We start from the raw sequence: 22861 nt of genomic DNA, 5'->3' as shown, positions 1-22861 counted from the left end.
GCGCGGGCGATCGGGCAGCCGGCGCCGCACGGTCGGACGCGTTCGGCGGCGAGGCATCTCCTGCCCGGTCGCGCCATGGGGAGAGGTCCCCATGGCGCGACCGGGCAGGAGTCTCTACCATTGCCCCCGGTCCGGGCGCCCGCCCGGTCCTCCGCTCCACGACGGAGGTGACGGTGAGCAGCGCAGCTCGACATGCACGCGCCCACGACCTGGGGCGCGTCCTCCGCGTGTATCGGATGGCGCGGCCCCTGCCCTCGTTCGTGCTGGAGCTCGGGATCGCGGCGGCGATCGGTCTGGGGATCCACCTGCTGTCCGGTCTGCTCCTGCCGGCCGTGGGGGCGGGGCTGCTGGTGCTGCTGCTCGTGGAGGTCCTCGGGGATGTGCGCCTGGTGGTGTGCGAGCGGGGTCTGCTCATCGGCCGCCTCCTGCCGGGCTGCTCGCCCTATCGGCTCCGCTACTCGGAGATCGATCCTCGCGGCGTGGCCTGCGTGCGGGACGTGGGGCGCTGCGCCCGGGCGACGGGGCGCAGCTACGGCTCGACCCTGTTCAGCCCGCGCGGCTCCCGCCGCGGCGTGCTGCTGGACGGTCCGGTGGCGGCCGCGGCCCGCACGCGGTCGTTCTCCGTCGCGAGCCTGTTCGACACCCCGCCGGACACGGGGCGCGGCGGCAAGATCTGGGCCTTCGCGTACGCGGGGCGGCCGGAGGCGCTGATCGATCTCCTCGGGGAGGCCATGCTGGCCGCAGGGCGGGCCGATGCCGCCGCGCTGCGCGAGTCCGCGCTGCCTGAGCGCTCCGTCGACGAGCTCGTGGGCCTGGGCGGGCGGAGCCTCCCGCATGCGCGCGGACCTGTGCGAGCATGACGGCATGGCCGAGCTGCTCCCCGATCCCGTCTTCTTCGCCTCGCTGCCCAAGGTCTACGCCTCCGGGGCGGTGATCCTGCGGGATCAGGAGGATCGGGTGCTCGTGGAGAAGCCGACCTACCGCGACCACTGGCTGCTTCCCGGAGGGCACGTCGATCCCGATGAGGACGTCCGGGAGACCGCGCGCCGCGAGGTGCGCGAGGAGCTGGGCCTCGTCCTCGAGGTCGGTCGCCTGCTGACCGTGGACTGGCTGCCGGCCCGGCCCGAGTCCGGTCGCCCGATGGGCGTGCACTTCGTCTTCGACGGCGGCGTCCATGACGCGGCCGACCTCGAGGCGCGCATCGTCCTGCAGGAATCGGAGCTTGAGGCGTGGCGGTTCGTCCCCGAGGCGGAGCTGGGCCTGCTCAGCGCCTGGGGCAGGCGCCGCGCCCTCGCCGCCCTGCGGGTGCTGCGTGGGCAGGAGAGCGCGGACCTGTTCGGCTTCGGCGGGAGCTGAGGGCGGGCCGGGCCCGGGTCAGAGCCAGCCGCGCGTGATGTGCACCGTGCCGTCGACGACGGCGGCGGAGTACCCGGCCTGATCCACGCACTCGCCGTACTCGCGGGGGGAGTCGGCGCGCCCCTGGAGGCCGCCGGTGCGGGGGCGGCCGACGGTCGTGTCGATCCGCTGGATCCCCTCACAGGTGCGGGAGTGGTTCCAGTAGTTCTCGACGAACCCGACCTGCTTGTTCACGAGCTTCCCGCTGCCGGCCGGCAGGGTGTAGGTGCCGATGTGGAACCGCTTCCCCTGCACCGGGTCGACCACGGTGCCGGTCCAGGTGTCCTTGCCGCTCCGGCGGACCTCGACCTCGTACGTCCGGCCGGGCACGGCGTCGAAGTCGTTGGCGCAGCTGACGCCGGCCCCGCCGTCGGCCCCGTCGCTGCAGTTCGGGTCCGTCGAGGTGGTGCCGGGGATGAAGCTCGAGAACACGCCGTGCAGGCGGGGCGTGCCGTCCGGCGTGTCCTCGCGGGGCTGCAGCCCCATGTAGCCCACGTGCTCCTGCCCGGTGAAGTTGTACTGGGCGGCGACGTAGGTGCCGTCGATGCGCGCCGAGTCCTCGTGGATGGTCATCGGCATGGTCAGGCTGGTCATCCCGGATGCGGGGGCGCCGGGGATCTCCCAGGCGTAGCTGACGTTGCCGCCGAAGGGCTGCTCCTCCTGGGTGCCGGCGGCCTGGGCGGGGCCCGTGATCAGGGCGGGGGCGAGCAGCGCGGCTCCGAGCGCGGTCGTGATCGTGCGGAGGCGTCGCCGGGCGGTGGTGGTGGCCATGGTCTCTCCTGGGGGTGGGGACGGGGCGCGGGGGCATCCGTCGCCGATCGGCAGCGGCGGTGCTCCGAGCGCATCGGCCGCTGGTCGGATCCGCGGCCTGAGAGGAGTGTAAAACGAATCACAGCCGAGGGTGATGCGTATCCCGCACCTCGTCTCCCGCGGTCTCCCGCACGTCGCCCGGGGCACGTCGGCGGCACCCGGCTCGTCGAGGGCATGCGTCGCCCGTCCCCGCGCGGCTCAGCTCCCCGCCGGCATCGCAGGCGCCGTCCGGAACCGTACGCGGCGTCCGGGCGGTGCCTGCGCGAGCAGGTCCAGGCCCGCCTCCGTCACCACCGCGATCACCGGGTAGCCGCCGGTCGCGGGATGATCCCGGCCGAAGACGACCGGCAGCCCGGAGGGCGGCACCTGCACGGCACCGGCGACGATCGCCTCGCTCGGCAGCGTCGCTGCATCGGCCGGCACCGGCAGCGCCTCTCCGTCCAGCCGCACCCCGATCCGGTCGGAGTCGCTGCGGACCTGCCACTCCTGCTCGAGCAGCGCCGCGAGAGCGCGGGGGCCGAGCAGCTCGTCGCGCGGACCGGGCACGACCGGCAGCAGCAGAGCGGAGGCCGGTGCGGGCTCGGGGCCCGTCGTCTCCCGGGGACCGCGGTCCTCCTCGGGTCCGCCCTCCGGCGGGGGGTGCGGCAGCGGTGGAGCGGCGAGGCCCCGGGACGGGCCGATGCCCAGCACCGCGCCTGCCGCGAGCGGCTCGGGTCCGAGCCCCGCGAGCGTGTCCCGCGCGACCGAACCCAGCAGCGGAGCGTCCGCGGGCACGATCCCGCCGCGCACCGCGATCACCAGGCGCAGCCCCTCCCGGACCAGGCCGATCTCCAGCTCGTCGCCGACGTCGAGCGCGCATGCGGTCCCGGCGGGGAGGGGCAGCGGCTGCTCGGCTCCCGCGCGATGCACGTCCAGCGGCGCGGCCGCTCCCGAGGCCGCGACCACGAGGGGACCGAGCGCGCGCAGGCGGGCGGAGCCCAGCAGCTGTTCGAGCGCCGCGGCGTGGGGCGGATTGCCCACGGCCAGATTCGCCTGCACGAGCGCGGCCCGGTCGGCGGCGCCGGATCCGCTCACCCCGAGGTCCGCGAAGCCGGGCCGGCCGGCGTCCTGCACCAGCAGCAGCGGCCCTGGCCGCAGCACCTGCAGTCCGGAGCTCGCGGCCCCGGGCCGATGCGCCCCGTCCGCCCCGGCCCCCGAGGGCGCCCCGGACGCGGGGTGATCCCCGCGATCCGCACCGTCCTCGCCGACCACGAGATCCGCGCCCGCCAGCCTGCCCGGGGCGTCGGCGGGCGGGGCCTCCGACGACCCGGTGCGGGCCCGGGCGCGGACGGCTCGGAAGCGGACCCGCGTCCCGGGTGCGAGCAGCGCGGGCGAGTCCTCGCGCTCCGGGACCCACAGCCGCGCCCCGGTCCGGCCGATGAGCTGCCAGCCTCCGGGCGAGGAGCGCGGATAGATGCCGCTGTAGCGGGAGGCGAGCGCCACCGATCCGGCCGGCACCGCCGACCGGGGCTCCCGGTGCCGAGGCACCTCGCCGATCAGCTCCGCCGGGCTGCGGCGGGCCTCTCCCGTCCCGCTGCGCCGCAGGCCCCTGCCCGTCCGCCCGGTCGTGGCCGGTCCGGCGGGCAGCAGGTACGCGAACCCGGGGGCGAAGCCGCCGAAGGCCGCGATCCACTCGGTGCCGCGGTGCGCATCGACCAGCGCCTGCGCGCTCATGCCCTGCTGCTGCGCGAGCGGCTCCAGATCCTCCCCGTCGTAGACCACATCGATCTCCACCAGGGCGCCCGGAGCCTCGGCCTCGTCGGCGAGCTCCGGTCGCAGCTGTCGCAGGGCACGGCGCAGCCCCGGCACATCCAGGGGATCCGCGGCCGCGAGCAGCAGGGTCCGCTCCGCGGGCACGAGGTCCACCAGCCCGGGCGGCGGGTCGGCCCGCAGCGCCCTCGCGGCCGCGAGCACCGCGGCGGTGTCCGGCAGATCGGCGAGGACGGCCCGGGTCCCGGCCGCACGGACGGCGAGGGGCGCGCCGGAGCCGGGCCGGTCCGGCTCGAGCGGTGCCGTGCGATGCCGCGGGCCCCGGGTCGCGTCCCGCTTCCCGTCCGTCCCGCTCATGGCAGCGCCGGGGCGAGGCGGATCCCCGCCTCCTCGAGGGATCGGCGGACCGCCCGGGCGAGGTCGACGGCGCCGGGCGTGTCGCCGTGCAGGCAGATGCTCGCGGCGTCGAGCCGCACGGTCGTGCCGTCCTCGGCGAGGACAGCTCCCGTGCGCGCGATCCGCAGGACCTGGGCGAGGACCTCCGCCTGATCGGTGCGCACGGCGCCCGGGGCGGTGCGCGGCACGAGCGTCCCGTCCGGTCGGTAGGCCCGGTCCGCGAAGGCCTCGAGGACCACCGGGATCCCGGCCTTCTCCGCCCGTCGTGCCGCCTCCGAGCCGGGGGCCGCGACCAGCGCGAGGTCGCCGCCCAGGTCCGCCATGGCCGCGACCACCGCCGCGGCCTGTCCCGGATGGCGGGCGAGGGCGTTGTACAGGGCCCCGTGGGGCTTCACCCCGCGCACGGCGGCTCCTTCGGCACGGGCCACCGCCTGCAGCGCGCCCGTCTGCGCGATCACCAGATCCCGCAGGTCATCGGCCTCCATGTCCAGGAAGCGGCGTCCGAAGCCCTGCAGATCCGGGTAGGAGACATGGGCGGTGATCGCGACCCCCGCCGCGGCCGCGAGGCCGGCGCAGCGACGCATGGTCCGGGGATCCCCGGCATGCCCGCCGCAGGCGATGTTCGCCGTGGTGACGAGCGCGAGCATGGCGGCGTCCTCGCCCATGCTCCACGCGCCGAAGCCCTCGCCCAGGTCCGCGTTCAGGTCGATCCGGAAGTCCGTGCCGTTGTCCGTGTCCACCCCCCGATCCTGCCTCATCGGCGAGCGCGACGGCGGGGATGCGTTAGCGTGGTCCGCGCCCGAGCTCCCAGCCCTTCTGGAGGAGTCATGGATCTGACCTTCAAGATCATCGCCGTGGGGATCTACTTCCTCGTGATGCTCGCGATCGGCCTGTACGCCTATCGAAAGACCAGCGACGGCGAGGACTACATGCTCGGCGGCCGCGACCTGCATCCCTTCACCGCGGCGCTGTCCGCGGGCGCATCGGACATGTCCGGCTGGCTGCTCATGGGCCTGCCCGGCGCCCTGTACGTGTCCGGCCTCGTGGAGGCGTGGATGGCGGTGGGCCTCACCGTCGGTGCGGCTCTGAACTGGATCTTCGTCGCGCCGCGCCTGCGCCGGTACACGCAGCTGGCGAAGGACTCGATCACGGTGCCGAGCTTCTTCGAGAACCGCCTCCATGACCGCAGCCGCCTGCTGCGCGTCGCCGCGGGCCTGGTCATCCTGGTGTTCTTCACCTTCTACGTCTCCTCCGGCATGGTCGCGGGCGGTCTCTTCTTCCAGTCGACCTTCGGGGGCTCGTACCTGCTGGGCATGTTCCTGGTCGCGGGTGTGACCATCGTGTACACCCTGTTCGGCGGCTTCCTCGGCGCCTCCTACACGGACGTCGTCCAGGGGCTGATCATGCTGGTCTCCCTGATCGCGGTGCCGGTCGTGGCGATCGCCGTGGTCGGCGGGCCCGGCGAGATGCTCCGCTCCGTGCAGGAGGCGAACCCGCAGTTCGGCTCGATGGTCGCCGGCGCCGGAGCGATCGCCGTCCTCTCCAACCTCGCCTGGGGACTGGGCTACTTCGGCCAGCCCCACATCATCGTCCGGTTCATGGCGCTGCGCTCCTCGCGGGACGCGAAGTACGGCGCGGCCGTCGGCATCGGCTGGATGGTGCTGTGCGTGGCCGGCGCGATCCTCACCGCGATGGCGGGCCTGGCCTATTTCCATCAGAACCCCAGCGCGCAGATCACCGATGCGGAGAACGGCGAGTCCGTCTTCCTGGACCTCTCCCAGCTGCTGTTCCATCCGCTGATCGCCGGGTTCCTGCTGGCGGCAGTGCTCGCCGCGATCATGTCGACCATCTCGAGCCAGCTCATCGTCACGAGCTCCGCCCTGGTCGAGGACCTGATCGGCATCTTCGGGAAGCGCTCCTCGGCGCGGGCCGAGCTCTGGTACGGGCGCATCGGCGTGCTCGCCGTCTCCGTGGTCGCGCTGCTGCTCGCGATCCAGCGCAACGACACGATCCTCGACCTGGTCGGCTTCGCCTGGGCGGGGTTCGGCTCCGCCTTCGGGCCGATCGTGGTGCTGTCGCTGTTCTGGCGGCGCCTGACCGCCCCGGGCGCGCTGGTCGGCATGGTCTCCGGTGCCCTCGTCGCCTTCACCTGGGGGAAGACGGATCTGGGGACCCTGTTCGGGCTGCTGGACGAGCGCCTCTACGAGATCGTCCCCGGCTTCGCGACCTGTCTGGTGCTCGCCGTGGTCGTCAGCATGCTCACCCCGCCGCCGCCCGCCGCCGCGCTCGAGGAGTTCGAGGCCGCGGCCGCGGAGACCGACGAGCCGCGCGAGGCCGCCCCGGCCGCCCGCGGCTGAGGGCGGCCCTCCCGGGCGGGCTCCCCGCCCCGGCCCGGGTCCGCGGCCTCATCGGCCGAGCTGCTCCGCCCAGCCGGTGAGGACCGGATCGAGCAGGCCGTGGAGCCGCAGCGTGGCCCGGTCGTCGCCGCGGGTCGGACCGTCGCCCAGGATGACCACGGCCGCCCCGGCCGCCTCGGCGCGACGCACGAGGCGCAGCCCCGACTGCACGGAGAGGCTCGAGCCCAGCACGAGCAGCGCCTGCGCCGCCTCCACGAGCGCGGTCGCGCGGTGGACGGTCCCGGGCCGTGCGGACTCGCCGAAGAACACGACGTCGGGCTTCAGCACGCCTCCGCACAGGGCGCACGGCGGGTACCGGAAGTCGTGGGTCCGGTCCACCTCCGCATCGCCGTCGGGCGCCGTCTCCGCCTCCCGGGCGAGCTGGTCGAGGCGGGCCGCGAAGCCCGGGTTCATCGCGAGCAGGCGCCGATGCAGCCCCTCCCGGCCGATCAGCGCATCGCAGCCCAGGCACCGCACCCGGTCGAGCCGCCCGTGCAGGTCCACGACCGGCGCGGATCCCGCCCGCCGGTGGAGGTCGTCCACGTTCTGGGTGATCACGCCGAGGATCGGCAGCGCCGGGCCCAGCCGGGCCAGCGCGATGTGCCCGGGATTGGGCCGGGCGGCGCGGAACCGGGTCCAGCCCACGCTCGAGCGCGCCCAGTACCGTCGCCGCGCGAGGTCCGAGCCCGTGAACTCCTGGTAGGTCATGGGGGAGCGCGGCACCGCGTGCGGCCCCCGGTAGTCGGGCAGACCCGAGCCGGTCGAGATGCCGGCCCCGGTCAGCACCGCGACCGGTTTTCCGTGCAGCAGGGACAGACCGTCGGCGAGCTCCGCCGGGCTGCTGCGCCGCCCGTAGGCCGAGGATGCCAGCGGTCCCCAGGCCCGGCGCCGCCCCAGGGCGCCGAGGGCGGTCCCGGGCAGGGCGGTCGAGAACCAGCGGCCCAGGTCCGCGGAGCGCCCGTCCCCGGCGTCAGGACCCGGCACGGGGGTGCTCACCCGGGGAAGGCCCGTTCGGAGGTCGCCCCCTGCACGCCGGGCTCGACCGCGAACAGCGAGCCGGCCTGCGGGTCGTCCTCCGGGGCGAGGCCCTCGCGGCTGGTGGTGATGAACAGGGTCCGCAGGTCCTCGCCGCCGAAGGCGCAGGCCGTCACCTGTCGTGCGCCCACCTCGATCCGCTCGATGACCGCCCCGGAGGCGTCCAGGCCCAGCACGCTGTGCCCGGAGTGCATCGCGACCCACACGTGGCCCTCGGCGTCGAGCGTGAGGCCGTCGGGGTGTCCCGCCTCGCCCAGCGCCGCGAGATCGGCGAAGGGCCGGCGCTCCACGAGCCCGGCCTCCGCGTCCCAGTCGAACAGGTCGACGCGGCCGGTGGGCGTGTCGACGTAGAAGGCGCGCGTGCCGTCGGCGCTGAAGGCGAGGCCGTTGGAGATCGTGAGGTCCTCCAGGATCCGGGTCGCCGTCCCGTCGGCGTGCAGACGCCACAGGGCGGCGGCTCCGGGCGTCGCGCCGTAGGCCATGGAGCCGCACAGGAAGGAGCCGTCGGGGGCGATGGCGCCCTCGTTCATGCGCACCGGGGCGTCCCACAGCGCGGGCAGGAGGTGGATCGAGCCGTCCGGGTCCTGCAGGGCGAAGCCCTTCTCGACCGCGAGCACGGCGCCGCCTCCGAGCCGAGGGCGCACGCAGGCGACGACGGGCGAGCCGGTCGCGGTGCGGTGGGCATTGCCGTCCGCGGCCAGCTGCATGATGTCCCCGGCCAGCAGGTCGACCCAGCGCAGCCCGTTCCAGCTCGCGGACCAGAAGGGGCCCTCGGCGTGGTAGCAGATCGAATCGGTGAGGCGCTCGGCGCGCATACGGGTCCTCCTGGTCGTCATCGGGCGAGGTGGGGCTCACGCTACGCGGGAATCGCCTCGCCGGGACGGGGCGGTCCGTCCCAGCGCGGCGAGGCGGTGGCCGCTCAGGCCGGCGGCCACTGCTGGAGGTGGCCGCACATGCCGAGCGCCTCCTGCGGGGTGCTGCGGCCGATGCGCGCCGCCCGCAGCACGCGTGTCGAGCCCTCGGCGAGGGCGGCGAGGGCCTCGCGGGTGCGGGCGGCGTCGGCGGCGGGCCCCGCCTCCGCGATCCGCGTCCAGTCCTCGGCCCGATGGTGCACGAGGGCGAGGGCCGCCTCGAGGAAGCGGTCGAAGGCCTCCGGGTCCTCCTGGATCCGGACGAGGCCGTCCAGGGCGAGGTCGCGCCGGGCCCGCACGGCCGCCTCGCGGGCGGTGGGATCGGCCGTTCCCGGGGCGGGGAGGGCCGCGGCCGCGGCATAGGCCTCGGGGGAGGAGAGATGCTCCGGCGGGAAGGTCATGACCGCGTCCCCCGACTCGGGCAGGCCGCGGTTGGCCATGAGCGCGAGGATCTCGAGGTCGCCGGAGTCGTTGACCAGCCGGTGCACCGTCCCCGGGGTGAACCACAGCTGGGTCCCCGGCGTCAGCTCGTGCCAGCGGGTGCCCTGGGTCGCGGTGAGGGTGAGGACGCGGCCGCTCCCGGCGAGGACGGTGTACGCCTCCGTCGAGGCGAGATGGACGTGCGGGGTCCCGCCGCGCAGGCCGTCGGGCGCCTCCCACGGATAGACGCGCAGGCGGGTCGAGGAGGTGCCGCCGGGCAGGACCGGCAGCGGCTCCGAGGAGGGCTGCTCTCGCAGGTCGCGGGCGGAGTCCATGCTCAGTGCTCCTCCTTCACGTCGTCCCAGGGCGCGCGGCCGCCGCCGTCGAGAGCGCGGTGGAAGGGCCCGGGGGCGTCGGCCTCCTCCCGGGTGACCCAGGTGCCGGTGAAGGCGGACTGGTACAGGGCGGTGATCAGCAGCAGGGTCTCGCGTGCGGAGGCGCTGTCCACGGGCAGGCCCGCCGGTGCGGTGCCGTCGGCGAGCGCGCCGTACACGGCGCGGAACTGGTCGAGATGGCTCGAGGACGGGGAGTCCCCGGGGAGGTCCCAGGCGCTGCGGACGTCCGTCGGGGCTCCGGCCCGAGGGGTGAAGCGCCAGTCGGCGTCGGTGTAGCCGTAGACGTGCTCGACCTCGATCGAGGCCAGCTCGAGGTCGATGCGCAGGCGGCTGGACTCGCGCACCGACAGCAGGGAGCTGATGATCGTGGCGACCGCTCCCGAGGCGAACTCGACGACCGCGGCGGACACGTCCTCCGTGTTCGTGGGCAGCGCCTGCCGCCGGGCGCTCGCGCAGATCCGGGTGAAGGGGCCGAGCGCGGCGAGCAGCAGGTCGATCTGGTGGATGCCGTGGCCCAGGGTCGGGCCGCCGCCCTCGGTGCCCCAGCGCCCCCGCCACGGCGGGTCGAAGTAGGCGGGAGGACGGTCCCAGAGCGTCTCGCAGGTCGCGGTGCGCACGGAGCCCAGCCGGCCCGAGCGGGCGAGCTCGATCAGCCGCGCACCGCCGGGGCCGAAGCGGTGCTGGAAGACGGTCGCGAAGCGGGCCCCGCTGCGGCGCTCGGCGGCGATGATCGCGTCGAGCTCGGACAGGCTCAGGGCGGAGGGCTTCTCGCACAGCACGTGCACCCCCGCCCCGAGGGCCTCGAGGGCGAGCGGGGCGTGGGTGGAGGGCGGGGTGCACAGGTGCACGACGTCGATGCCGCCGCCTTCGAGGAGCTCGGCCAGGGAAGGGACCCGGCGGGGCACCGCGAACTCGGCGGCGAAGGCCTCCCGGGCGTCTGCGACGGGATCCACGCAGGCGGCGAGGGAGACGGCGGGGAGCTGGGCGAGAGCACGGGCGTGGGCACGGGCGATGCCGCCCGTGCCCACGATCGCGACCCGCGGTGAGGCGGGGTCGGAGATGCTCATGCGGTCGGCTGCATCCCGGCGAGGGTGGAGAGGATCTCCTTCGCGGCGGCGGCGGGCTCGCTGTTGCCGAAGAGGGCCTCCTCCGCGAGACGGGTGTACTCCGCGGCGAAGCCGACGCCGGAGGCGGGGGTGACCATCGGCGGCTTCGTGACCTCGGCCTGCATGTCCCGGGCGAAGTCGAGGGCGACCATCTCGTTCTCGTCCAGGACCGACTCCAGCTCCTTCTGGAGGTCGGGGAAGGCGGTGACGCCGCGCTCGATCTTGAGGACCTTGGCGGCCTCGGGGTCGCGCAGCAGGAAGTCGACGAGCGTGCCCGCTCCCTTCGCATCGGCGGTGGACGCCGCGATCGACCAGTACATGGAGGCCTTGTTGGCCATCTGCGGCTTCCCGCTCTCGAGGGCCGGGAGCCGCAGCAGGGTCATCTTCGCGCCGGAGGAGGCCATGAAGGTCTGCACCTGGGTGTGGAACTGGAGGTGGAAGGCCGAGCGGCCGGTGCCGAAGCGGCTCTGCTCGACGCCCAGACCGGCGTCCTCGACCTGGGTGGAGGCGTCGGGCACGGCTCCCGTGTCGATGAGCTTCTTCGCGTAGTCCAGGATCGCGACGACGGTTCCCTCCGTGAGGGGCTTCTCGTCCTCGCGGGGGAAGACGGCCTCGCCGCTCTGGCGCGCCCAGTAGATGAGCTCCGCACCGCCGCGGCCGAACCCGTCGAAGCCGACGACGTCCTCGCCGGCGCTCCCCGCCCAGTCGGTGACCTGCTTCGCGGTCTCCGCGAGGTCGTCCCAGGTCCAGGTCTTGTCGTCCGGCAGGGCGACGCCGGCCTTCTCGAGGATGTCGAGGTTCGCGCCCACGGAGAAGATGCCGATGCCCAGCGGCGCGCCCACGAGGGTGCCGTCGGCCAGGCGGCCGGTCTCGAGCATGTTCTCGTCCATGCCGGAGAGGTCCAGCTGATCCGAGATCGACTCGAGGTCCAGGAGCGTGTCGCGGGTCCCGTAGGAGTCGATGTACGCCTCGTCCATCTGGAGCACATCGGGCATGGTGCTGCCCGCGGTCTGGGTCGCGAGCTTGTCCCAGTAGCCGGACCACTCGCTGTACTCGGGAGCGACGGTGACGTCCGGGTGCGCCTTCGTGAACAGGTCGAGGGCCTCGCGGGTCATGGTGTTGCGCAGGTCGCCGCCCCACCAGTAGACGCGCAGGCCCGCCGCGTCGCCTCCCCCGCCGGGGGAGGAGCCGTTCCCGGCGTTGGGACCGCAGGCGGCGAGCACCGGGAGGGCTCCGGCGGCGGCGAGCAGGGAGAGGGCGGTACGTCGGGTGGTCATCATCGGCCTCCGTGGAGAGCCGCCGGAGCGGCAGGCTGGTTGAAGCGTTGCAGGTCAAGTGTGGGACGCCGTGTGATGTTTGACAAGAGCTTCGTGAAGCGCTTTCCTAGTGCTGTCGGCCACGCCGGACCCTCGCACCCCTGGGGCTCCGCGTCGCCGTACATGCAGTCGCCGCACGCCGCCGGAACGTCGATATGAAACCTTTCATCACGATCCGGTCACCGTTCCGGAGTTCGCTCCCGTCGTGTGGTTCCCTTCCGATACGGATCGGAGGCGCCGCAGTCGTCGCCCCCGCCCGGAACGGACCAGCCGGCCGGATCCCATACCCAGCTCGCCCCTCGGGCAGAGCCTGCAGATCACAGGAGATCGCATGTTCACCAGGCGTCAGACCCTCGCCCTCGGCCTCGCCGTCCCCGGCCTCGCGGCCCTCGCCGCCTGCGGCCCCAACGCCGCCGGCGGAGGCGGAGGGGGCGCGGACGCCGACGGCACCTCGAGCCTCCGTCTGACCTGGTGGGGCAACCCCACCCGCAACGAGAAGACCACCGCGGTGATCGAGGCGTTCACGGCCGTCGACGACACGATCTCCATCTCCGAGGAGCCGGGGGAGTGGAGCGGCTACTGGGACAAGCTCGCGACCCAGGCCGCTGCCGGCGACCTGCCGGACGTCATCCAGATGGACGAGAAGTTCCTCTCCGAGTACGGCGGGCGCGGTGCTCTGCTGGACCTCGCCGCCGCCGGCCTGGACACGAGCGCCTTCGCCCCCGGCACCGTCGAGGTCGGCGAGGTCCCGGACAAGGGGCTGCTCGCGATCAACGCGGGCCTGAACGCCGCCTGCATCATCGTGAACCCCCACGTCTTCGAGGAGGCGGGCGTCGAGCTGCCCGACGACTCGACCTGGACCTGGGACTCCATGCGCGACCTCGCTGCGCAGATCACCGAGAAGACACCGGACGGCACCTACGGCATGGCGCAGATCGGCGGCGTGCAGGCGGTCTTCCAGCTCTTCATGCGCCAGCTGGGCCAGGACCAGTACAGCGCCGACGGGGTCGGCTTCGACGCCGCGGCCGCGAAGCAGCTGCTGGACTGGAGCCTGACCCTCCAGGACACGAAGGCTGCTCCCGACGCCTCCGTCTCCGTCGAGGACTCCTCCAAGGCGATGGACCAGTCGCTGTTCGCGACCGGCAAGGTCGGTATGACGATGGTCTGGTCCAACCAGGTCGTCGCCCACGACGCGCTGATCGACGGCGGCGTCACGGTGCTGCGCCCGCCGTCGCTCGCCGGGAGCGCCGCCGAGGGCGAGCTGTGGTACAAGGCGTCCATGTACTGGTCGGTCTCGGCCAAGACCCAGAACAAGGAGGCGGCGCTGAAGTTCGTCGACTTCCTGGTCAACTCGCCCGAGGCCGGCAAGGTCCTCTCCGTCGAGCGCGGGGTCCCCGGCAACCTCGACGTGCGCGAGGCCATCACCCCGGACCTCGACGAGGCCAATCTGAAGGCCGTCACCTACCTCGAGACCATCGAGGCGGATCTGGGCGCCGCCCCCGTCGTCACGCCCCAGGGCGGCGGCGAGTTCGAGGCCATCCTCACCCGCGTCCAGCAGGACGTGCTCTTCGGCAGCACCGACACCGCCGCCGGTGCGCAGCAGCTCATCGACGACCTCACCTCGGCCCTGTCCTGAGATGACCGGGACCCGTTCCCACGACCACGAAGGAGGCACCGCATGAGCGCTCTCGGAGAGCTCGCCTCGATGGCATCGCACCGCACGAAGGGCGGTGCGCGCGAGAAACATCCCGACAACAAGGCGGGCCTGATCTTCATGGCTCCCTGGCTGATCGGCCTGCTCGCGATCACCGTGATCCCCATGATCGCGTCCTTCGCGCTGTCCTTCACGGACTACAGCCTCATCGCGGCCCCGAAGTTCAACGGCCTCGACAACTGGATCGAGATGCTCCACGACCGGCGGCTGCACAAGTCGCTCGTGGTGACCTTCACCTACGTGTTCGTGGGGACGCCCCTGCAGCTCATCGCGGCACTCGGCCTCGCGATCCTGCTGAACCAGGGCATGAAGGGCCTGGCCTTCTACCGCTCCGTGTTCTACCTGCCCTCGCTGCTGGGCGGCTCGGTCGCGATCGCGATCCTGTGGCGCCAGATCTTCGGCGCGGGCGGCCTCGTGAACCAGCTGCTCGGAGCCATCGGCTTCACCGACCTCCCGGGCTGGGTCTCGAACCCCGACACGGCGCTGTGGACGATCATCCTGCTGCACGTGTGGACCTTCGGCTCCCCGATGATCATCTTCCTCGCCGGCCTGCGGCAGATCCCGACCATGTACTACGAGGCCGCCTCCATGGACGGCGCCTCGAAGTGGCACCAGTTCGTGCACATCACGCTCCCGCTGCTGACCCCGATCATCTTCTTCAACCTGGTCCTGCAGATCATCGGCGCCTTCCAGTCCTTCACCCAGGCCTTCGTCGTCTCGGGCGGGACCGGCGGCCCCTCGGACTCGACGCTCTTCTACACGCTGTACCTGTACCAGAAGGGATTCGCGCAGTTCGACATGGGCTACGCCTCCGCGATGGCCTGGCTGCTCCTGCTGATCGTCGCCGCGTTCACCGCGATCAACTTCGTCCTCTCCAAGTTCTGGGTGTTCTACGATGACTGATTCCACCGCCGCCCTCGCCCCCGGTTCGACCGCTCGCCCCGAGCTCCGCGTCCGGCGCCCGCGCTACGTGCGCTCCGTCCTCAAGCACGTGCTCATGATCGTGGTCAGCCTGCTCATGATCTACCCGCTGCTGTGGATGGTCGTCTCCTCGCTGCGCCCCAATGACGAGATCTTCAAGAACTCGTCCCTGTGGCCGGTGACGCTGGACTTCACCAACTACGTCGACGGCTGGAACGCCCTCGCGCAGCCGTTCTCCCACTACCTCATGAACTCGACGCTGCTGGTGATCGGCTGCGTGATCGGGAACCTGCTGGCCTGTTCGCTGACCGCCTACGCCTTCGCGCGGCTGCGGTTCTGGGGCCGGAACGTCGCCTTCGCGATCATGCTCCTGACGCTCATGCTGCCGATCCACGTCGTGATCGTCCCGCAGTACATCATCTTCAGCCAGACGGGCTGGGTGAACACCCTGGTCCCGCTCGTGCTGCCCAAGTTCCTCGCGACCGACGCATTCTTCGTCTTCCTCATGGTGCAGTTCATCCGCGGCATCCCGCGGGAGCTCGACGAGGCCGCGCGGATCGACGGCTGCGGGCACGTCCGGATCTTCTTCCAGGTGATCCTGCCGCTCATGCTGCCGGCGCTCGCCACGACGACGATCTTCACCTTCATGTGGATGTGGAACGACTTCTTCGGCTCCCTCATCTACCTGACGAAGCCGGAGAACCACACGGTGCCGCTCGCGCTCAAGTCGTTCCTCGACTCGCAGGGCGCCTCGAACTGGGGCGCGATGTTCGCGATGTCCGTGCTCTCGCTGATCCCGCTGTTCCTCGTGTTCCTCTTCGGACAGCGATTCCTGATCAAGGGCTTCGCCACGACAGGCATCAAGTGACCTCGTCCCTCGTCCCCCGTCTTCCCCCGACGACATCGGCCCCAGGAGGCTCCCCCTCATGACCACCCGCTACGCCGTCATCGGCACCGGACACCGCGCCCAGATGTACACCGGCGCGATCGCCGGGGCCCACGCCGAGGACGCCCGGCTCGTCGCGCTCCTCGACATCAACCCCGGGCGTGCGCAGTGGCATCGCGATCAGCAGGAGGCCTTCGCGGACGTGGTCCTCGCCGGTCCCGACGACCTCGAGACCGTGATCCGCGAGCAGGAGGTGGACCGGCTGATCGTCACCTCGATCGACCGCTTCCACGCCGAGCACGTGGTGCGCGCCCTCGAGGCCGGGGCCGATGTCGTCGTCGAGAAGCCGCTGACCATCGACGCCCCGAGCGCCCGCCGCATCGAGGAGGCGGTGCGGCGCACGGGACGCGAGGTCGTGGTCACCTTCAACTACCGCTACAGCCCCCGCAACAGCGCGCTGCGCGAGGTCATCGCCTCCGGACAGATCGGGAAGCCTGTCTCGATGCTCTTCGAATGGGTGCTGGACACCTCCCACGGCGCCGACTACTTCCGCCGTTGGCACCGCGACAAGGCCAACGGCGGCGGCCTGTTCATCCACAAGGCCAGCCACCACGTCGATCTCGCCTCCTGGTGGCTGGACGCGATCCCCACCCGCGTCTACGCGCGCGGCGGGCTGCGCTTCTACGGCGCCCGGAACGCGGTGGATCGGGGTCTGGCGCCCGCACCCGAGCGCGGCACGCACGACGGCGAGCACGGCCCCTTCGAGCTGGACCTGCGCAGCGACGATCGCCTGAAGGAGCTCTACCTCGACCAGGAGGAGCACGACGGCTACCGCCGCGACCAGGACGTCTTCGGTGAGGGCATCACCACCGAGGACAACCTCACCGCGATCGTCGACTTCGACTCGGGGGCGGTCCTCACCTACGCCCTGAACGCGCACAGCCCCTGGGAGGGCTACCGGGTCGTCGTCAACGGCACCGAGGGCCGCGCCGAGCTCGAGGTCGTCGAGCGCGCCGAGGTCGCGGCGAGCACCGACGGCTCCAAGATCGTCGACCCCAGCGTCGTCGACGTCGCCTCCGGGGCGCAGGTCCGCACCGAGGGGGAGCGGCTCGTGGTCCAGCGCCACTTCGAGCCCGCCCGCGAGGTCCCGATCATCCAGGGCACGGGCGGCCACGGCGGCGGCGACGCCCTCATGCTCTCCGAGGTCTTCCGCGGTCCGCAGGAAGACCCTCTGGGCCGTGCCGCGGACTGGACCGACGGCCTGCGCGCCATCTCCGTGGGGATCTGCGGCAACGAGTCGATCGCGACGGGCATGCCCGTGGACGTCGAGGACTTCCTCGGCATCGACCTGCGCGCCGCGGCGGAGCAGGCATGAGCCCCGAGAACCCGGCCCCGGTCCGCCTCGCCCTCGTCGGCACGCGCGGCTTCGGCCGCGTCCACGTCCAGAACCTGCGGCCGCTGATCGCCGAGGGCCGGGCAGAGCTCGTCGGCGTCGTCGACGTCGCCGAGCCCGAGGCCGATATCACCGCCCCCTGGTTCCTGACGCTCGCGGAGCTGCTGGCGGGCCTCCCGGAGGAGAGGAAGCCCGAGGTCGTCATCATCGCGACCCCCATCACCACGCATACGGCGATGGCGCTCGAGGCCCTCGCGGCCGGCTGCCATGTCGCCCTCGAGAAGCCGCCCGTGCGCTCGCTCGCCGAGCACTGGCGGCTGCTGCGCGCCGCCCGCGAGGCGGGAAGGGCCGTGCAGGTCGGCTTCCAGGCGCGGGGCGGCGGCGGGATCGACCGACTGCGCGGCATCGTCCGCGACGGGGAGCTGGGCGAGGTCCTGCGGGTCACCGCCCACGGCGCCTGGCAGCGCGACCGGGCCTACTACGCGCGCAGCCGCTGGGCCGGGCTGCGGCGCCTGGGCGGGGAGCGCGTCGCCGACGGGGTGGCCACCAACCCCCTCGCCCATGCCGTGCACGCCGCCCTGACCGTCGCCGGGATCGACCGGGCGGACCAGATCGCCTCCGTCACCGCGGAGATGCGCCGCGCCCACGACATCGAGGCCGACGACACCACCTACCTCGGCATCGTCCCCGTGGAGCCCGGCGTCCCGCCCGTGCACTGCGCCCTCGTCACGACCGCGCCCGTGCAGGAGGAGGCCTGGATCGAGGTCGTCGCCACCCGCGGTCGCGCCCGCCTGTACTACACCGCGGATCGTGCCGAGATCACCCCTGTCCCGCTGGTGCCCGAGCAGATCGTCCCCGCGGGTGTGGACCCGGGCGATATCCGGGCCGTCGCCCGCCGCGAGGAGTACGGGCGCGCCTCCCTCGTGGAGAACCTGCTGCGCCACGCCCGCGATGCCTCCGTGCCGCTGATCTGCCCGCTCGAGTCCACGAGCGCCTTCACCGCGGTGCTGGACGCGACCCAGTCCCTGCCGGACCCCGCACCCATCGGCGCCGAGCACGTCACCTGGGTGGGGGAGGGCGCGGCCGCCCATCCGGTCGTCGAGGACATCGAGACCTGGATGCACGCGGCCCTCGAAGCCGGCGCTCCCTTCGCGGAGGTCGGCGCCCCCTGGGGCGATGCCGCGGCCGTGCGCACCTGGTCGCCCCCTCCGGCGGACGCGACCGGCCCTGGCGCCTCCGGCACGGGAGACGCGGCATGAGCGCCGCCACCGCCGCCTGGGCCCCGCAGCTCGCCGCCCGCGCCCACCTGCTCGAGGGTCTGGTCCCCGGCGGTGCGATGACCGAGGAGGCCGAGGCCGCCTGGCGCGCCCCCTTCGGCGAGCCCGAGACCTGGGAGCTGGAGATCAGCGACCGGGATCTGCCCGGGCCGCACGGCCGCATCCCCGTGCGCATCTACGTCCCGGCCGCGCCCTCCTCCGCCCCGCGGCCCGCGCTGGTATGGATCCATGGGGGCTCGTTCCAGCATGGCGACCTGGACATGCCCGAGGCGCACGAGGTGTCCCGCGGCGTCGCCGGCCGGGCCGATGCGGTGGTGATCTCCGTCTTCTATCGGCTGGTGGACGAGCCCTCCGGGACCCCGGCCGCGAACCCTGACGGGGAGACGGGCCTGCACGCCCCGATCCCGCTGGACGACGTGCACGCCGCGTACACGTGGGTGCGCGAGCATGCCGCGGAGCTGGGCGTCGACCCGGCGCGGGTGGCGATCGGCGGGGCCAGCGCCGGCGGGGATCTCGCGGCCTGCGCGAGCATCCGCCTCGCCGACGAGGGCGCCGCCCCGTGGCAGTCCTTCCTCATGTACCCGGTCGCGCACATCGAGATGCCGGAGGCGACCGCGGAGGAGGCCGCAGCCCTCGCGGCCTGCGCACCGCTGGGCGGCTTCCCCTTCGAGGCCGTCGCCCGCATGGGGGAGGCCTACAACGGACGTCCCCGCGCCGAGGCGACCGGCTACGAGTTCCCGGCCCTGGCCGCTCGGCACGACCACCTGCCTCCGACGCTCGTGGACGTGGCCGAGTTCGACGGGCTCCGCCCCAGCGGCCGCGCCTACGCCGAGCAGCTGGAGGTCGCGGGTGTCGATGTCGAGCTGGTGCTCAGCCGCGGAGTGCCCCACGGCCATCTCAACAAGGTGGGCCTCGCCGAGGCGCACGCGAGCATGGACCGCATGGCCCGTCGTCTCCGCGAGCGCTGACCGGCGCGCCGCCGTTCCCGCCCCACCGGCGACCGCCCCTCGCTCCTGCGGCACACATCGAGTATGGTGTGAACATGTTCGATGAACATGTTCAGTACAGGTGGCTCTGCGGGGCCCTCCGATGAGCCGCGCTCGGCAGCGGGAGGAGACCCGTGCCCGGATCCTCGAGGCCGCGCGGCGTCGCTTCCTCGGGGACGGCTTCGAGGCGACGACGGTCCGGGCGATCGCTGCGGATGTCGGGATGAGCGTCGGCTCCGTCATGGCCGTCGGCGACAAGCGCGCCCTGCTCGTGGCGGTGCTCGACGCCGAGATCCAGCAGATCCAGGACGCCCGCGCCGGCCGGCCCCTTCCCACCGGGCCCGTCCTCGAGCAGATCCTGCACCTGCTCGCACCGTTCCTCGAGCTCTTCTCCGCGCACGCTCCTCTCGCGCGGGAGTACGGCGCCGTACTCATGGGGGCCGCGCATCGCTCGGACGTGTTCGGGGCTCTGGGCGAGGCACTGCGCCGGGAGCTGGGGGAGGTCCTCCGCGCGGGCGATGACGGCTCCGCCGCGGCCCCGGCCGCGGTCGAGGATCTCGCCGACGCCGTGTACTTCACCTACCTCGGGGTCCTCTTCGCCGGGGCCGCCCGCGGCGGCGATCCCGGCCCGGGCATGGAGGCGGACCTGCGGCGCGTCCTCCCACCGCTCCTCGCCCCGACCCTCTCCGCGGTCGACGATCAGGCCCCCGTCGGGAAGGATCGGCGATGACCCTCCTCCCGGATCCGTGGTGGCTGAGCGCGCTGCTGGCCGCCGTCCTGCTCGGCGACGCACTCCTCTCCCTCCGCCCGCCGCAGTTCATCCGGCGCTGCCTCGACGGCGTCGGCCTCCCGCGGGACTGGTGGTGGATCCTCGTGGTCATCAAGCTCGCGGCCGTCGTGGGCCTCGTCGCCGGACTGTGGGTCCCCGGCATCGCCCTCGCCACCACGTGTGCCGTGATCTGCTACTTCCTCGCCGCGGTCGCCGCGCACGTCCGGGCGCGCTTCCTGGGCCGCGAGCTGTGGATCAACTGTCTGGGGATGCTCGCCCTCGCCGTCGGCGTGCTCGTGCTCGGGCACCTCGTCTGAGAGCGCCGGCCGGGCGCGGCCCGTGCTCCTCCGGCTGCGCGATCACGAGGACTCGCGCGGGACGGCGATCCGGTCGAGATCGGCATCGGAGAGCACGCGGACCTCGACGGTCCGCCGGCCCGACGCCGTGGCCTTCAGCAGCCGGTGCACGCCGTCGAGGATCGTCAGCCGGCCGCCCTGGCCGATCCGGCAGTCGAGCGGGATGTCGAGGTCAGCGTCCAGGGTGCGCCGCCACTGGTCCGCATACCGCGCCGGGTCTCGCATAACCTGCATCGGTGACACCTGGAACGGGGCCCCGTCCGCTGCCCAGAACGGCAGGGGGAGGTGCCAGGCGAGCTCCTCGGTCGCGACCTCCCGTGCCGGCAGGTCGAGCGCATGCAGGCGTGCGAGGTCCCAGCGGAAGTCGAGGATCACCCCCCGCAGCTCCCGCGGCACCTGCGCGAGCAGCGGGAACGGGACGCGATCCGCGGGGCCCATTCTCAGGCGGCGGTGACGGCCGCGCGCAGGGCGCGGGCGGCGGCCTCCGGATCCCGGGCCTCCGTCAGCGCGCGCACGACGACGATGCGATCCGCGCCGACGGCGAGGACCTCCGGCACGCGTTCCAGGTCCACCCCGCCGATCGCGAAGAACGGCTTCCCGGGCCCCGCGTCGATGCCCATCACCGCCCCGACCCGGCGGGCCGAGGACCGCAGCTCCGCGGCCTCGCGAGGCAGCTCCAGGCCGACGGCCGCCCGGCCCGGCTTCGTCGGCGTCTCCCACACCGGACCGGTGCAGAAGTAGTCGATCCCCGGATCGCCGAGCGCCTGCCGGACCTGGTCGCGGGTGCGCGTCGAGCGTCCCAGCAGCATCCCTCGGCCCACGAGGGAGCGGGCATCGGCCGTGGTCAGATCCCCCTGGCCCAGATGCAGCACATCCGCGCCGGCGAGCACGGCGACATCGGCCCGGTCGTTCGCGGCCAGCAGGGCCCCGTGGCGGTCCGCGATCGGACGCAGCGCCCGCAGCGCCTCGACCTCCGCGCGCGCCTCCGCCGCCTTGTCCCTCACCTGCAGGATGTCGACACCCCCGGCGAAGCAGGCCTCGGCGAAGTCGAGCAGTCCGGGAAGGCCGCGGGAGAGGTCCACGCATACGTAGAGACGGGAATCGGCCAGACGCGCGCGGCGCTCGGCGCCTGTTGCATGATCAGCACTCATGCGCCCACCTTCGCACAGGTAGACTGCTGCGCGTTCCGTGGGAGCCCGCATGCGCGGGCTGAGAGGGCGCCGTCCGTGCCGACCACTACGACTGGATGCGGGTCATGCCGCCGTCAGGAGGAATGCACACGTGCACGTCGTCGTCATCGGCGCAGGGATCGTCGGGCTGCTCACCGCGCTCGAGCTGGACCGGCGCGGCCATCGCGTGGAGATCCGCTCCACGGGGGTGGCGGACGGTGCGACCCATGCCGCCGCGGGCATGCTCGCCGCCGCCGCGGAGATGCAGGTGGGGCAGGGGCCGCTGTGGCACATCATGCGTGAGGCGGCCGATGCGCACCGCGAGCTCGCCGCCGCCCTGCCTCAGCTCGCCCCGATCACCGCCCGCGAGGCCGGGTACCGGGATGATCCGACCCTCGTCGTCGCCCGCGACCACGCCGATCTCCGATCCCTCCAGGATCTGCTGCGCCATCAGCGTGCCGTCGGGGCGCAGGTCCAGGAGCTGACGGCGCGGGAGGCCCGCCGTCACGAGGCCGCCCTCGCCCGCCACGTCGCCGGGGCCGTGCGCATCGCCCAGGACCACCAGGTCGACCCGCGGAGGCTGGCCGCCGCCGCCCGTCGGATCCTCGAGGAGCGCGGCGTGCCGGTCCGCATCGGCCGGATCGACACGCTCGCGGGCATCGAAGCAGACCGGATCGTCCTCGCCGCAGGGCTCGGCGTTCCCGGGATCGACGGTCCGCACCGCGGACTCGACCTGCGCCTGCGGCCCGTGCGCGGCGACATCCTGCGCCTGCGCGTCCCGGGGACCCTGCTGATGCCGGGGGAGGAGCACCTCCTGTCCGGCACCGTCCGCGCGATCGTGCGCGGCAGGCCCGTCTACCTCGTGCCGCGCGACGACCGCGGCATCGTCCTCGGCGCGACCAGCCGCGAGGACGCCCTCGAAGGACCCTCGACCGGCGGTGTCCTCCAGCTGCTGCAGGACGCCGCGGAGATCCTTCCCGCCGTCCGGGAGACCGAGCTGGTCGAGATCCTCGCCCGCGACCGGCCCGGCACCCCCGATGACCTGCCGCTGCTGGGACCGGTCCCCGGCGCGGAGAGGATCATCGTCTCCACCGGCTACCACCGCCACGGCATCCTGCTGTCCGCCTGGGCGGCGCGGCGCACCGCCGACCACCTCGAAGGAGCCGCGGACGCCCTGCCCGCCGCCGTCCGCCCCGAGCGCTTCACGAAGGAGCCCGCATGAGCATCCCCCTGACCGTCAACGGCGAGGCCGCCGAGGTCCCACCCGGATCCACCGTCCGCGACCTCGTCGCCGCACGCCTCGGGCACCCGGTGGGGGAGGACGGTCGCAGCCTGGACGGGCGGTCGCTGGGCGTGGCCGTCGCCCTCGACGACGCCGTGATCCCCCGCAGCCTCTGGTCCACCACCCCCCTCGCGGCCGATGCGCGCTGCGAGTTCGTCACCGCCGTCCAGGGAGGATGA

23 protein-coding genes and 1 riboswitch are annotated in these 22861 nt (G+C 73.4%); of the genes, 13 read left to right on the top strand and 10 right to left on the bottom strand.

Annotation, left to right across the window (positions count from 1 at the left end; all coding sequences use genetic code 11):
* Positions 1-173 precede the first annotated feature (173 nt).
* Entirely contained in the window at positions 174-860 is a 687-nt protein-coding gene (locus ACFFF6_RS02055; protein ID WP_376977752.1) for a hypothetical protein, read from the top strand.
* 4 nt (positions 861-864) lie between these two features.
* On the top strand, positions 865-1356 hold the full coding sequence (locus tag ACFFF6_RS02050; protein WP_376977750.1) for an NUDIX domain-containing protein: 492 nt from the start codon (positions 865-867) through the stop codon (positions 1354-1356).
* An 18-nt stretch (positions 1357-1374) separates the two neighbouring features.
* On the opposite strand, the gene ACFFF6_RS02045 is transcribed toward ACFFF6_RS02050, so the two are convergent.
* The 3 genes from ACFFF6_RS02045 to ACFFF6_RS02035 all read right to left on the bottom strand — a co-directional run bounded on the left by ACFFF6_RS02045 (position 1375) and on the right by ACFFF6_RS02035 (position 5090).
* Positions 1375-2166: a DUF3472 domain-containing protein gene (locus tag ACFFF6_RS02045; protein WP_376977748.1), complete on the bottom strand. Its 792-nt coding sequence runs from the start codon at positions 2164-2166 to the stop codon at positions 1375-1377.
* A gap of 237 nt (positions 2167-2403) precedes the next feature.
* Positions 2404-4311, bottom strand: a complete 1908-nt coding sequence (locus ACFFF6_RS02040; RefSeq protein ID WP_376977747.1) for a 5-oxoprolinase subunit B/C family protein — start codon at positions 4309-4311, stop codon at positions 2404-2406.
* Complete coding sequence (locus ACFFF6_RS02035; protein WP_376977746.1) at positions 4308-5090, bottom strand: LamB/YcsF family protein; 783 nt, start codon at positions 5088-5090, stop codon at positions 4308-4310. The genes ACFFF6_RS02040 and ACFFF6_RS02035 overlap by 4 nt, the downstream gene beginning before the upstream one ends.
* An 87-nt stretch (positions 5091-5177) precedes the next feature.
* On the opposite strand from ACFFF6_RS02035, the gene putP reads away from it, so the two are divergent.
* The gene (gene putP / locus ACFFF6_RS02030; protein WP_376977745.1) at positions 5178-6707 is read left to right on the top strand and encodes a sodium/proline symporter PutP; all 1530 of its coding nucleotides are present in this window, start codon (positions 5178-5180) and stop codon (positions 6705-6707) included.
* A gap of 48 nt (positions 6708-6755) precedes the next feature.
* Here putP and ACFFF6_RS02025 read toward each other — a convergent pair whose 3' ends face one another.
* The 5 genes from ACFFF6_RS02025 to ACFFF6_RS02005 all read right to left on the bottom strand — a co-directional run bounded on the left by ACFFF6_RS02025 (position 6756) and on the right by ACFFF6_RS02005 (position 11890).
* Positions 6756-7730, bottom strand: coding sequence for a Sir2 family NAD-dependent protein deacetylase (locus ACFFF6_RS02025; protein ID WP_376977743.1), 975 nt, complete (start codon positions 7728-7730; stop codon positions 6756-6758).
* 8 nt (positions 7731-7738) lie between these two features.
* Complete coding sequence (locus tag ACFFF6_RS02020; protein ID WP_376977742.1) at positions 7739-8596, bottom strand: SMP-30/gluconolactonase/LRE family protein; 858 nt, start codon at positions 8594-8596, stop codon at positions 7739-7741.
* Between the two features lie 104 nt (positions 8597-8700).
* Positions 8701-9447 carry a cupin domain-containing protein gene (locus tag ACFFF6_RS02015; protein WP_376977740.1) on the bottom strand — a complete coding sequence of 249 codons (747 nt, stop codon included), beginning with the start codon at positions 9445-9447 and terminating at the stop codon, positions 8701-8703.
* Between the two features lie 2 nt (positions 9448-9449).
* Positions 9450-10574: a Gfo/Idh/MocA family protein gene (locus ACFFF6_RS02010; protein ID WP_376977739.1), complete on the bottom strand. Its 1125-nt coding sequence runs from the start codon at positions 10572-10574 to the stop codon at positions 9450-9452.
* Entirely contained in the window at positions 10571-11890 is a 1320-nt protein-coding gene (locus tag ACFFF6_RS02005; protein ID WP_376977737.1) for an ABC transporter substrate-binding protein, read from the bottom strand. Before ACFFF6_RS02005 ends, ACFFF6_RS02010 begins: the two co-directional genes overlap by 4 nt.
* 370 nt (positions 11891-12260) lie before the next feature.
* Between ACFFF6_RS02005 and ACFFF6_RS02000 the strand changes: the two genes are divergently transcribed.
* From ACFFF6_RS02000 to ACFFF6_RS01965, 8 genes are all read left to right on the top strand, one after another.
* Complete coding sequence (locus ACFFF6_RS02000; protein WP_376977735.1) at positions 12261-13565, top strand: ABC transporter substrate-binding protein; 1305 nt, start codon at positions 12261-12263, stop codon at positions 13563-13565.
* Positions 13566-13607: 42 nt separating this feature from the next.
* On the top strand, positions 13608-14546 hold the full coding sequence (locus ACFFF6_RS01995) for a carbohydrate ABC transporter permease (RefSeq protein ID WP_376977734.1): 939 nt from the start codon (positions 13608-13610) through the stop codon (positions 14544-14546).
* Positions 14539-15432, top strand: coding sequence for a carbohydrate ABC transporter permease (locus ACFFF6_RS01990; RefSeq protein ID WP_376977733.1), 894 nt, complete (start codon positions 14539-14541; stop codon positions 15430-15432). Before ACFFF6_RS01995 ends, ACFFF6_RS01990 begins: the two co-directional genes overlap by 8 nt.
* A 58-nt stretch (positions 15433-15490) precedes the next feature.
* On the top strand, positions 15491-16825 hold the full coding sequence (locus tag ACFFF6_RS01985; protein WP_376977732.1) for a Gfo/Idh/MocA family protein: 1335 nt from the start codon (positions 15491-15493) through the stop codon (positions 16823-16825).
* The gene (locus tag ACFFF6_RS01980; RefSeq protein WP_376977730.1) at positions 16822-18102 is read left to right on the top strand and encodes a Gfo/Idh/MocA family protein; all 1281 of its coding nucleotides are present in this window, start codon (positions 16822-16824) and stop codon (positions 18100-18102) included. The genes ACFFF6_RS01985 and ACFFF6_RS01980 overlap by 4 nt, the downstream gene beginning before the upstream one ends.
* Positions 18099-19088: an alpha/beta hydrolase gene (locus tag ACFFF6_RS01975; protein WP_376977728.1), complete on the top strand. Its 990-nt coding sequence runs from the start codon at positions 18099-18101 to the stop codon at positions 19086-19088. The genes ACFFF6_RS01980 and ACFFF6_RS01975 overlap by 4 nt, the downstream gene beginning before the upstream one ends.
* Before the next feature lie 121 nt (positions 19089-19209).
* Complete coding sequence (locus ACFFF6_RS01970; protein WP_376977727.1) at positions 19210-19836, top strand: TetR/AcrR family transcriptional regulator; 627 nt, start codon at positions 19210-19212, stop codon at positions 19834-19836.
* Positions 19833-20192 carry a DoxX family protein gene (locus tag ACFFF6_RS01965; protein WP_376977725.1) on the top strand — a complete coding sequence of 120 codons (360 nt, stop codon included), beginning with the start codon at positions 19833-19835 and terminating at the stop codon, positions 20190-20192. Before ACFFF6_RS01970 ends, ACFFF6_RS01965 begins: the two co-directional genes overlap by 4 nt.
* A gap of 42 nt (positions 20193-20234) precedes the next feature.
* Here the strand turns inward: ACFFF6_RS01965 and ACFFF6_RS01960 are convergent, their stop codons facing one another.
* Positions 20235-20669: a hypothetical protein gene (locus tag ACFFF6_RS01960; RefSeq protein ID WP_376977723.1), complete on the bottom strand. Its 435-nt coding sequence runs from the start codon at positions 20667-20669 to the stop codon at positions 20235-20237.
* A gap of 2 nt (positions 20670-20671) precedes the next feature.
* The gene (gene thiE / locus ACFFF6_RS01955) at positions 20672-21382 is read right to left on the bottom strand and encodes a thiamine phosphate synthase (protein WP_376977722.1); all 711 of its coding nucleotides are present in this window, start codon (positions 21380-21382) and stop codon (positions 20672-20674) included.
* Positions 21383-21409: 27 nt separating this feature from the next.
* A riboswitch (TPP riboswitch) is annotated at positions 21410-21518 on the top strand.
* Between thiE and thiO the strand changes: the two genes are divergently transcribed.
* Both thiO and thiS read left to right on the top strand, forming a co-directional pair.
* The gene (gene thiO / locus ACFFF6_RS01950; RefSeq protein ID WP_376977720.1) at positions 21513-22622 is read left to right on the top strand and encodes a glycine oxidase ThiO; all 1110 of its coding nucleotides are present in this window, start codon (positions 21513-21515) and stop codon (positions 22620-22622) included. (Overlaps the previous riboswitch by 6 nt.)
* Positions 22619-22861 (top strand): sulfur carrier protein ThiS, encoded by a 243-nt coding sequence (gene thiS / locus ACFFF6_RS01945; protein ID WP_376977718.1) that lies wholly within the window; start codon positions 22619-22621, stop codon positions 22859-22861. The genes thiO and thiS overlap by 4 nt, the downstream gene beginning before the upstream one ends.

This window comes from Brachybacterium hainanense (assembly GCF_042434575.1).
GTDB classification, from domain to species: Bacteria; Actinomycetota; Actinomycetes; order Actinomycetales; family Dermabacteraceae; genus Brachybacterium; species Brachybacterium hainanense.
This window is presented reverse-complemented; position numbering and strand designations above follow the sequence as displayed.

Excerpts from the sequence above, each read along its gene's own strand:
- ACFFF6_RS01995 (WP_376977734.1), top strand. The coding sequence starts at position 13,608 with ATGAGCGCTCTCGGAGAGCTCGCCTCGATGGCATCGCACCGCACGAAG.
- ACFFF6_RS01990 (WP_376977733.1), top strand. The coding sequence starts at position 14,539 with ATGACTGATTCCACCGCCGCCCTCGCCCCCGGTTCGACCGCTCGCCCC.
- ACFFF6_RS01970 (WP_376977727.1), top strand. The coding sequence starts at position 19,210 with ATGAGCCGCGCTCGGCAGCGGGAGGAGACCCGTGCCCGGATCCTCGAG.
- ACFFF6_RS02040 (WP_376977747.1), bottom strand. The coding sequence starts at position 4,311 with ATGAGCGGGACGGACGGGAAGCGGGACGCGACCCGGGGCCCGCGGCAT.
- ACFFF6_RS02010 (WP_376977739.1), bottom strand. The coding sequence starts at position 10,574 with ATGAGCATCTCCGACCCCGCCTCACCGCGGGTCGCGATCGTGGGCACG.
- ACFFF6_RS01965 (WP_376977725.1), top strand. The coding sequence starts at position 19,833 with ATGACCCTCCTCCCGGATCCGTGGTGGCTGAGCGCGCTGCTGGCCGCC.
- ACFFF6_RS02050 (WP_376977750.1), top strand. The coding sequence starts at position 865 with ATGGCCGAGCTGCTCCCCGATCCCGTCTTCTTCGCCTCGCTGCCCAAG.
- ACFFF6_RS01985 (WP_376977732.1), top strand. The coding sequence starts at position 15,491 with ATGACCACCCGCTACGCCGTCATCGGCACCGGACACCGCGCCCAGATG.
- ACFFF6_RS01960 (WP_376977723.1), bottom strand. The coding sequence starts at position 20,669 with ATGGGCCCCGCGGATCGCGTCCCGTTCCCGCTGCTCGCGCAGGTGCCG.
- ACFFF6_RS02005 (WP_376977737.1), bottom strand. The coding sequence starts at position 11,890 with ATGACCACCCGACGTACCGCCCTCTCCCTGCTCGCCGCCGCCGGAGCC.
- ACFFF6_RS02020 (WP_376977742.1), bottom strand. The coding sequence starts at position 8,596 with ATGCGCGCCGAGCGCCTCACCGATTCGATCTGCTACCACGCCGAGGGC.
- putP (WP_376977745.1), top strand. The coding sequence starts at position 5,178 with ATGGATCTGACCTTCAAGATCATCGCCGTGGGGATCTACTTCCTCGTG.
- ACFFF6_RS01980 (WP_376977730.1), top strand. The coding sequence starts at position 16,822 with ATGAGCCCCGAGAACCCGGCCCCGGTCCGCCTCGCCCTCGTCGGCACG.
- ACFFF6_RS02000 (WP_376977735.1), top strand. The coding sequence starts at position 12,261 with ATGTTCACCAGGCGTCAGACCCTCGCCCTCGGCCTCGCCGTCCCCGGC.
- ACFFF6_RS02015 (WP_376977740.1), bottom strand. The coding sequence starts at position 9,447 with ATGGACTCCGCCCGCGACCTGCGAGAGCAGCCCTCCTCGGAGCCGCTG.
- thiE (WP_376977722.1), bottom strand. The coding sequence starts at position 21,382 with ATGAGTGCTGATCATGCAACAGGCGCCGAGCGCCGCGCGCGTCTGGCC.
- thiS (WP_376977718.1), top strand. The coding sequence starts at position 22,619 with ATGAGCATCCCCCTGACCGTCAACGGCGAGGCCGCCGAGGTCCCACCC.
- ACFFF6_RS02045 (WP_376977748.1), bottom strand. The coding sequence starts at position 2,166 with ATGGCCACCACCACCGCCCGGCGACGCCTCCGCACGATCACGACCGCG.
- ACFFF6_RS01975 (WP_376977728.1), top strand. The coding sequence starts at position 18,099 with ATGAGCGCCGCCACCGCCGCCTGGGCCCCGCAGCTCGCCGCCCGCGCC.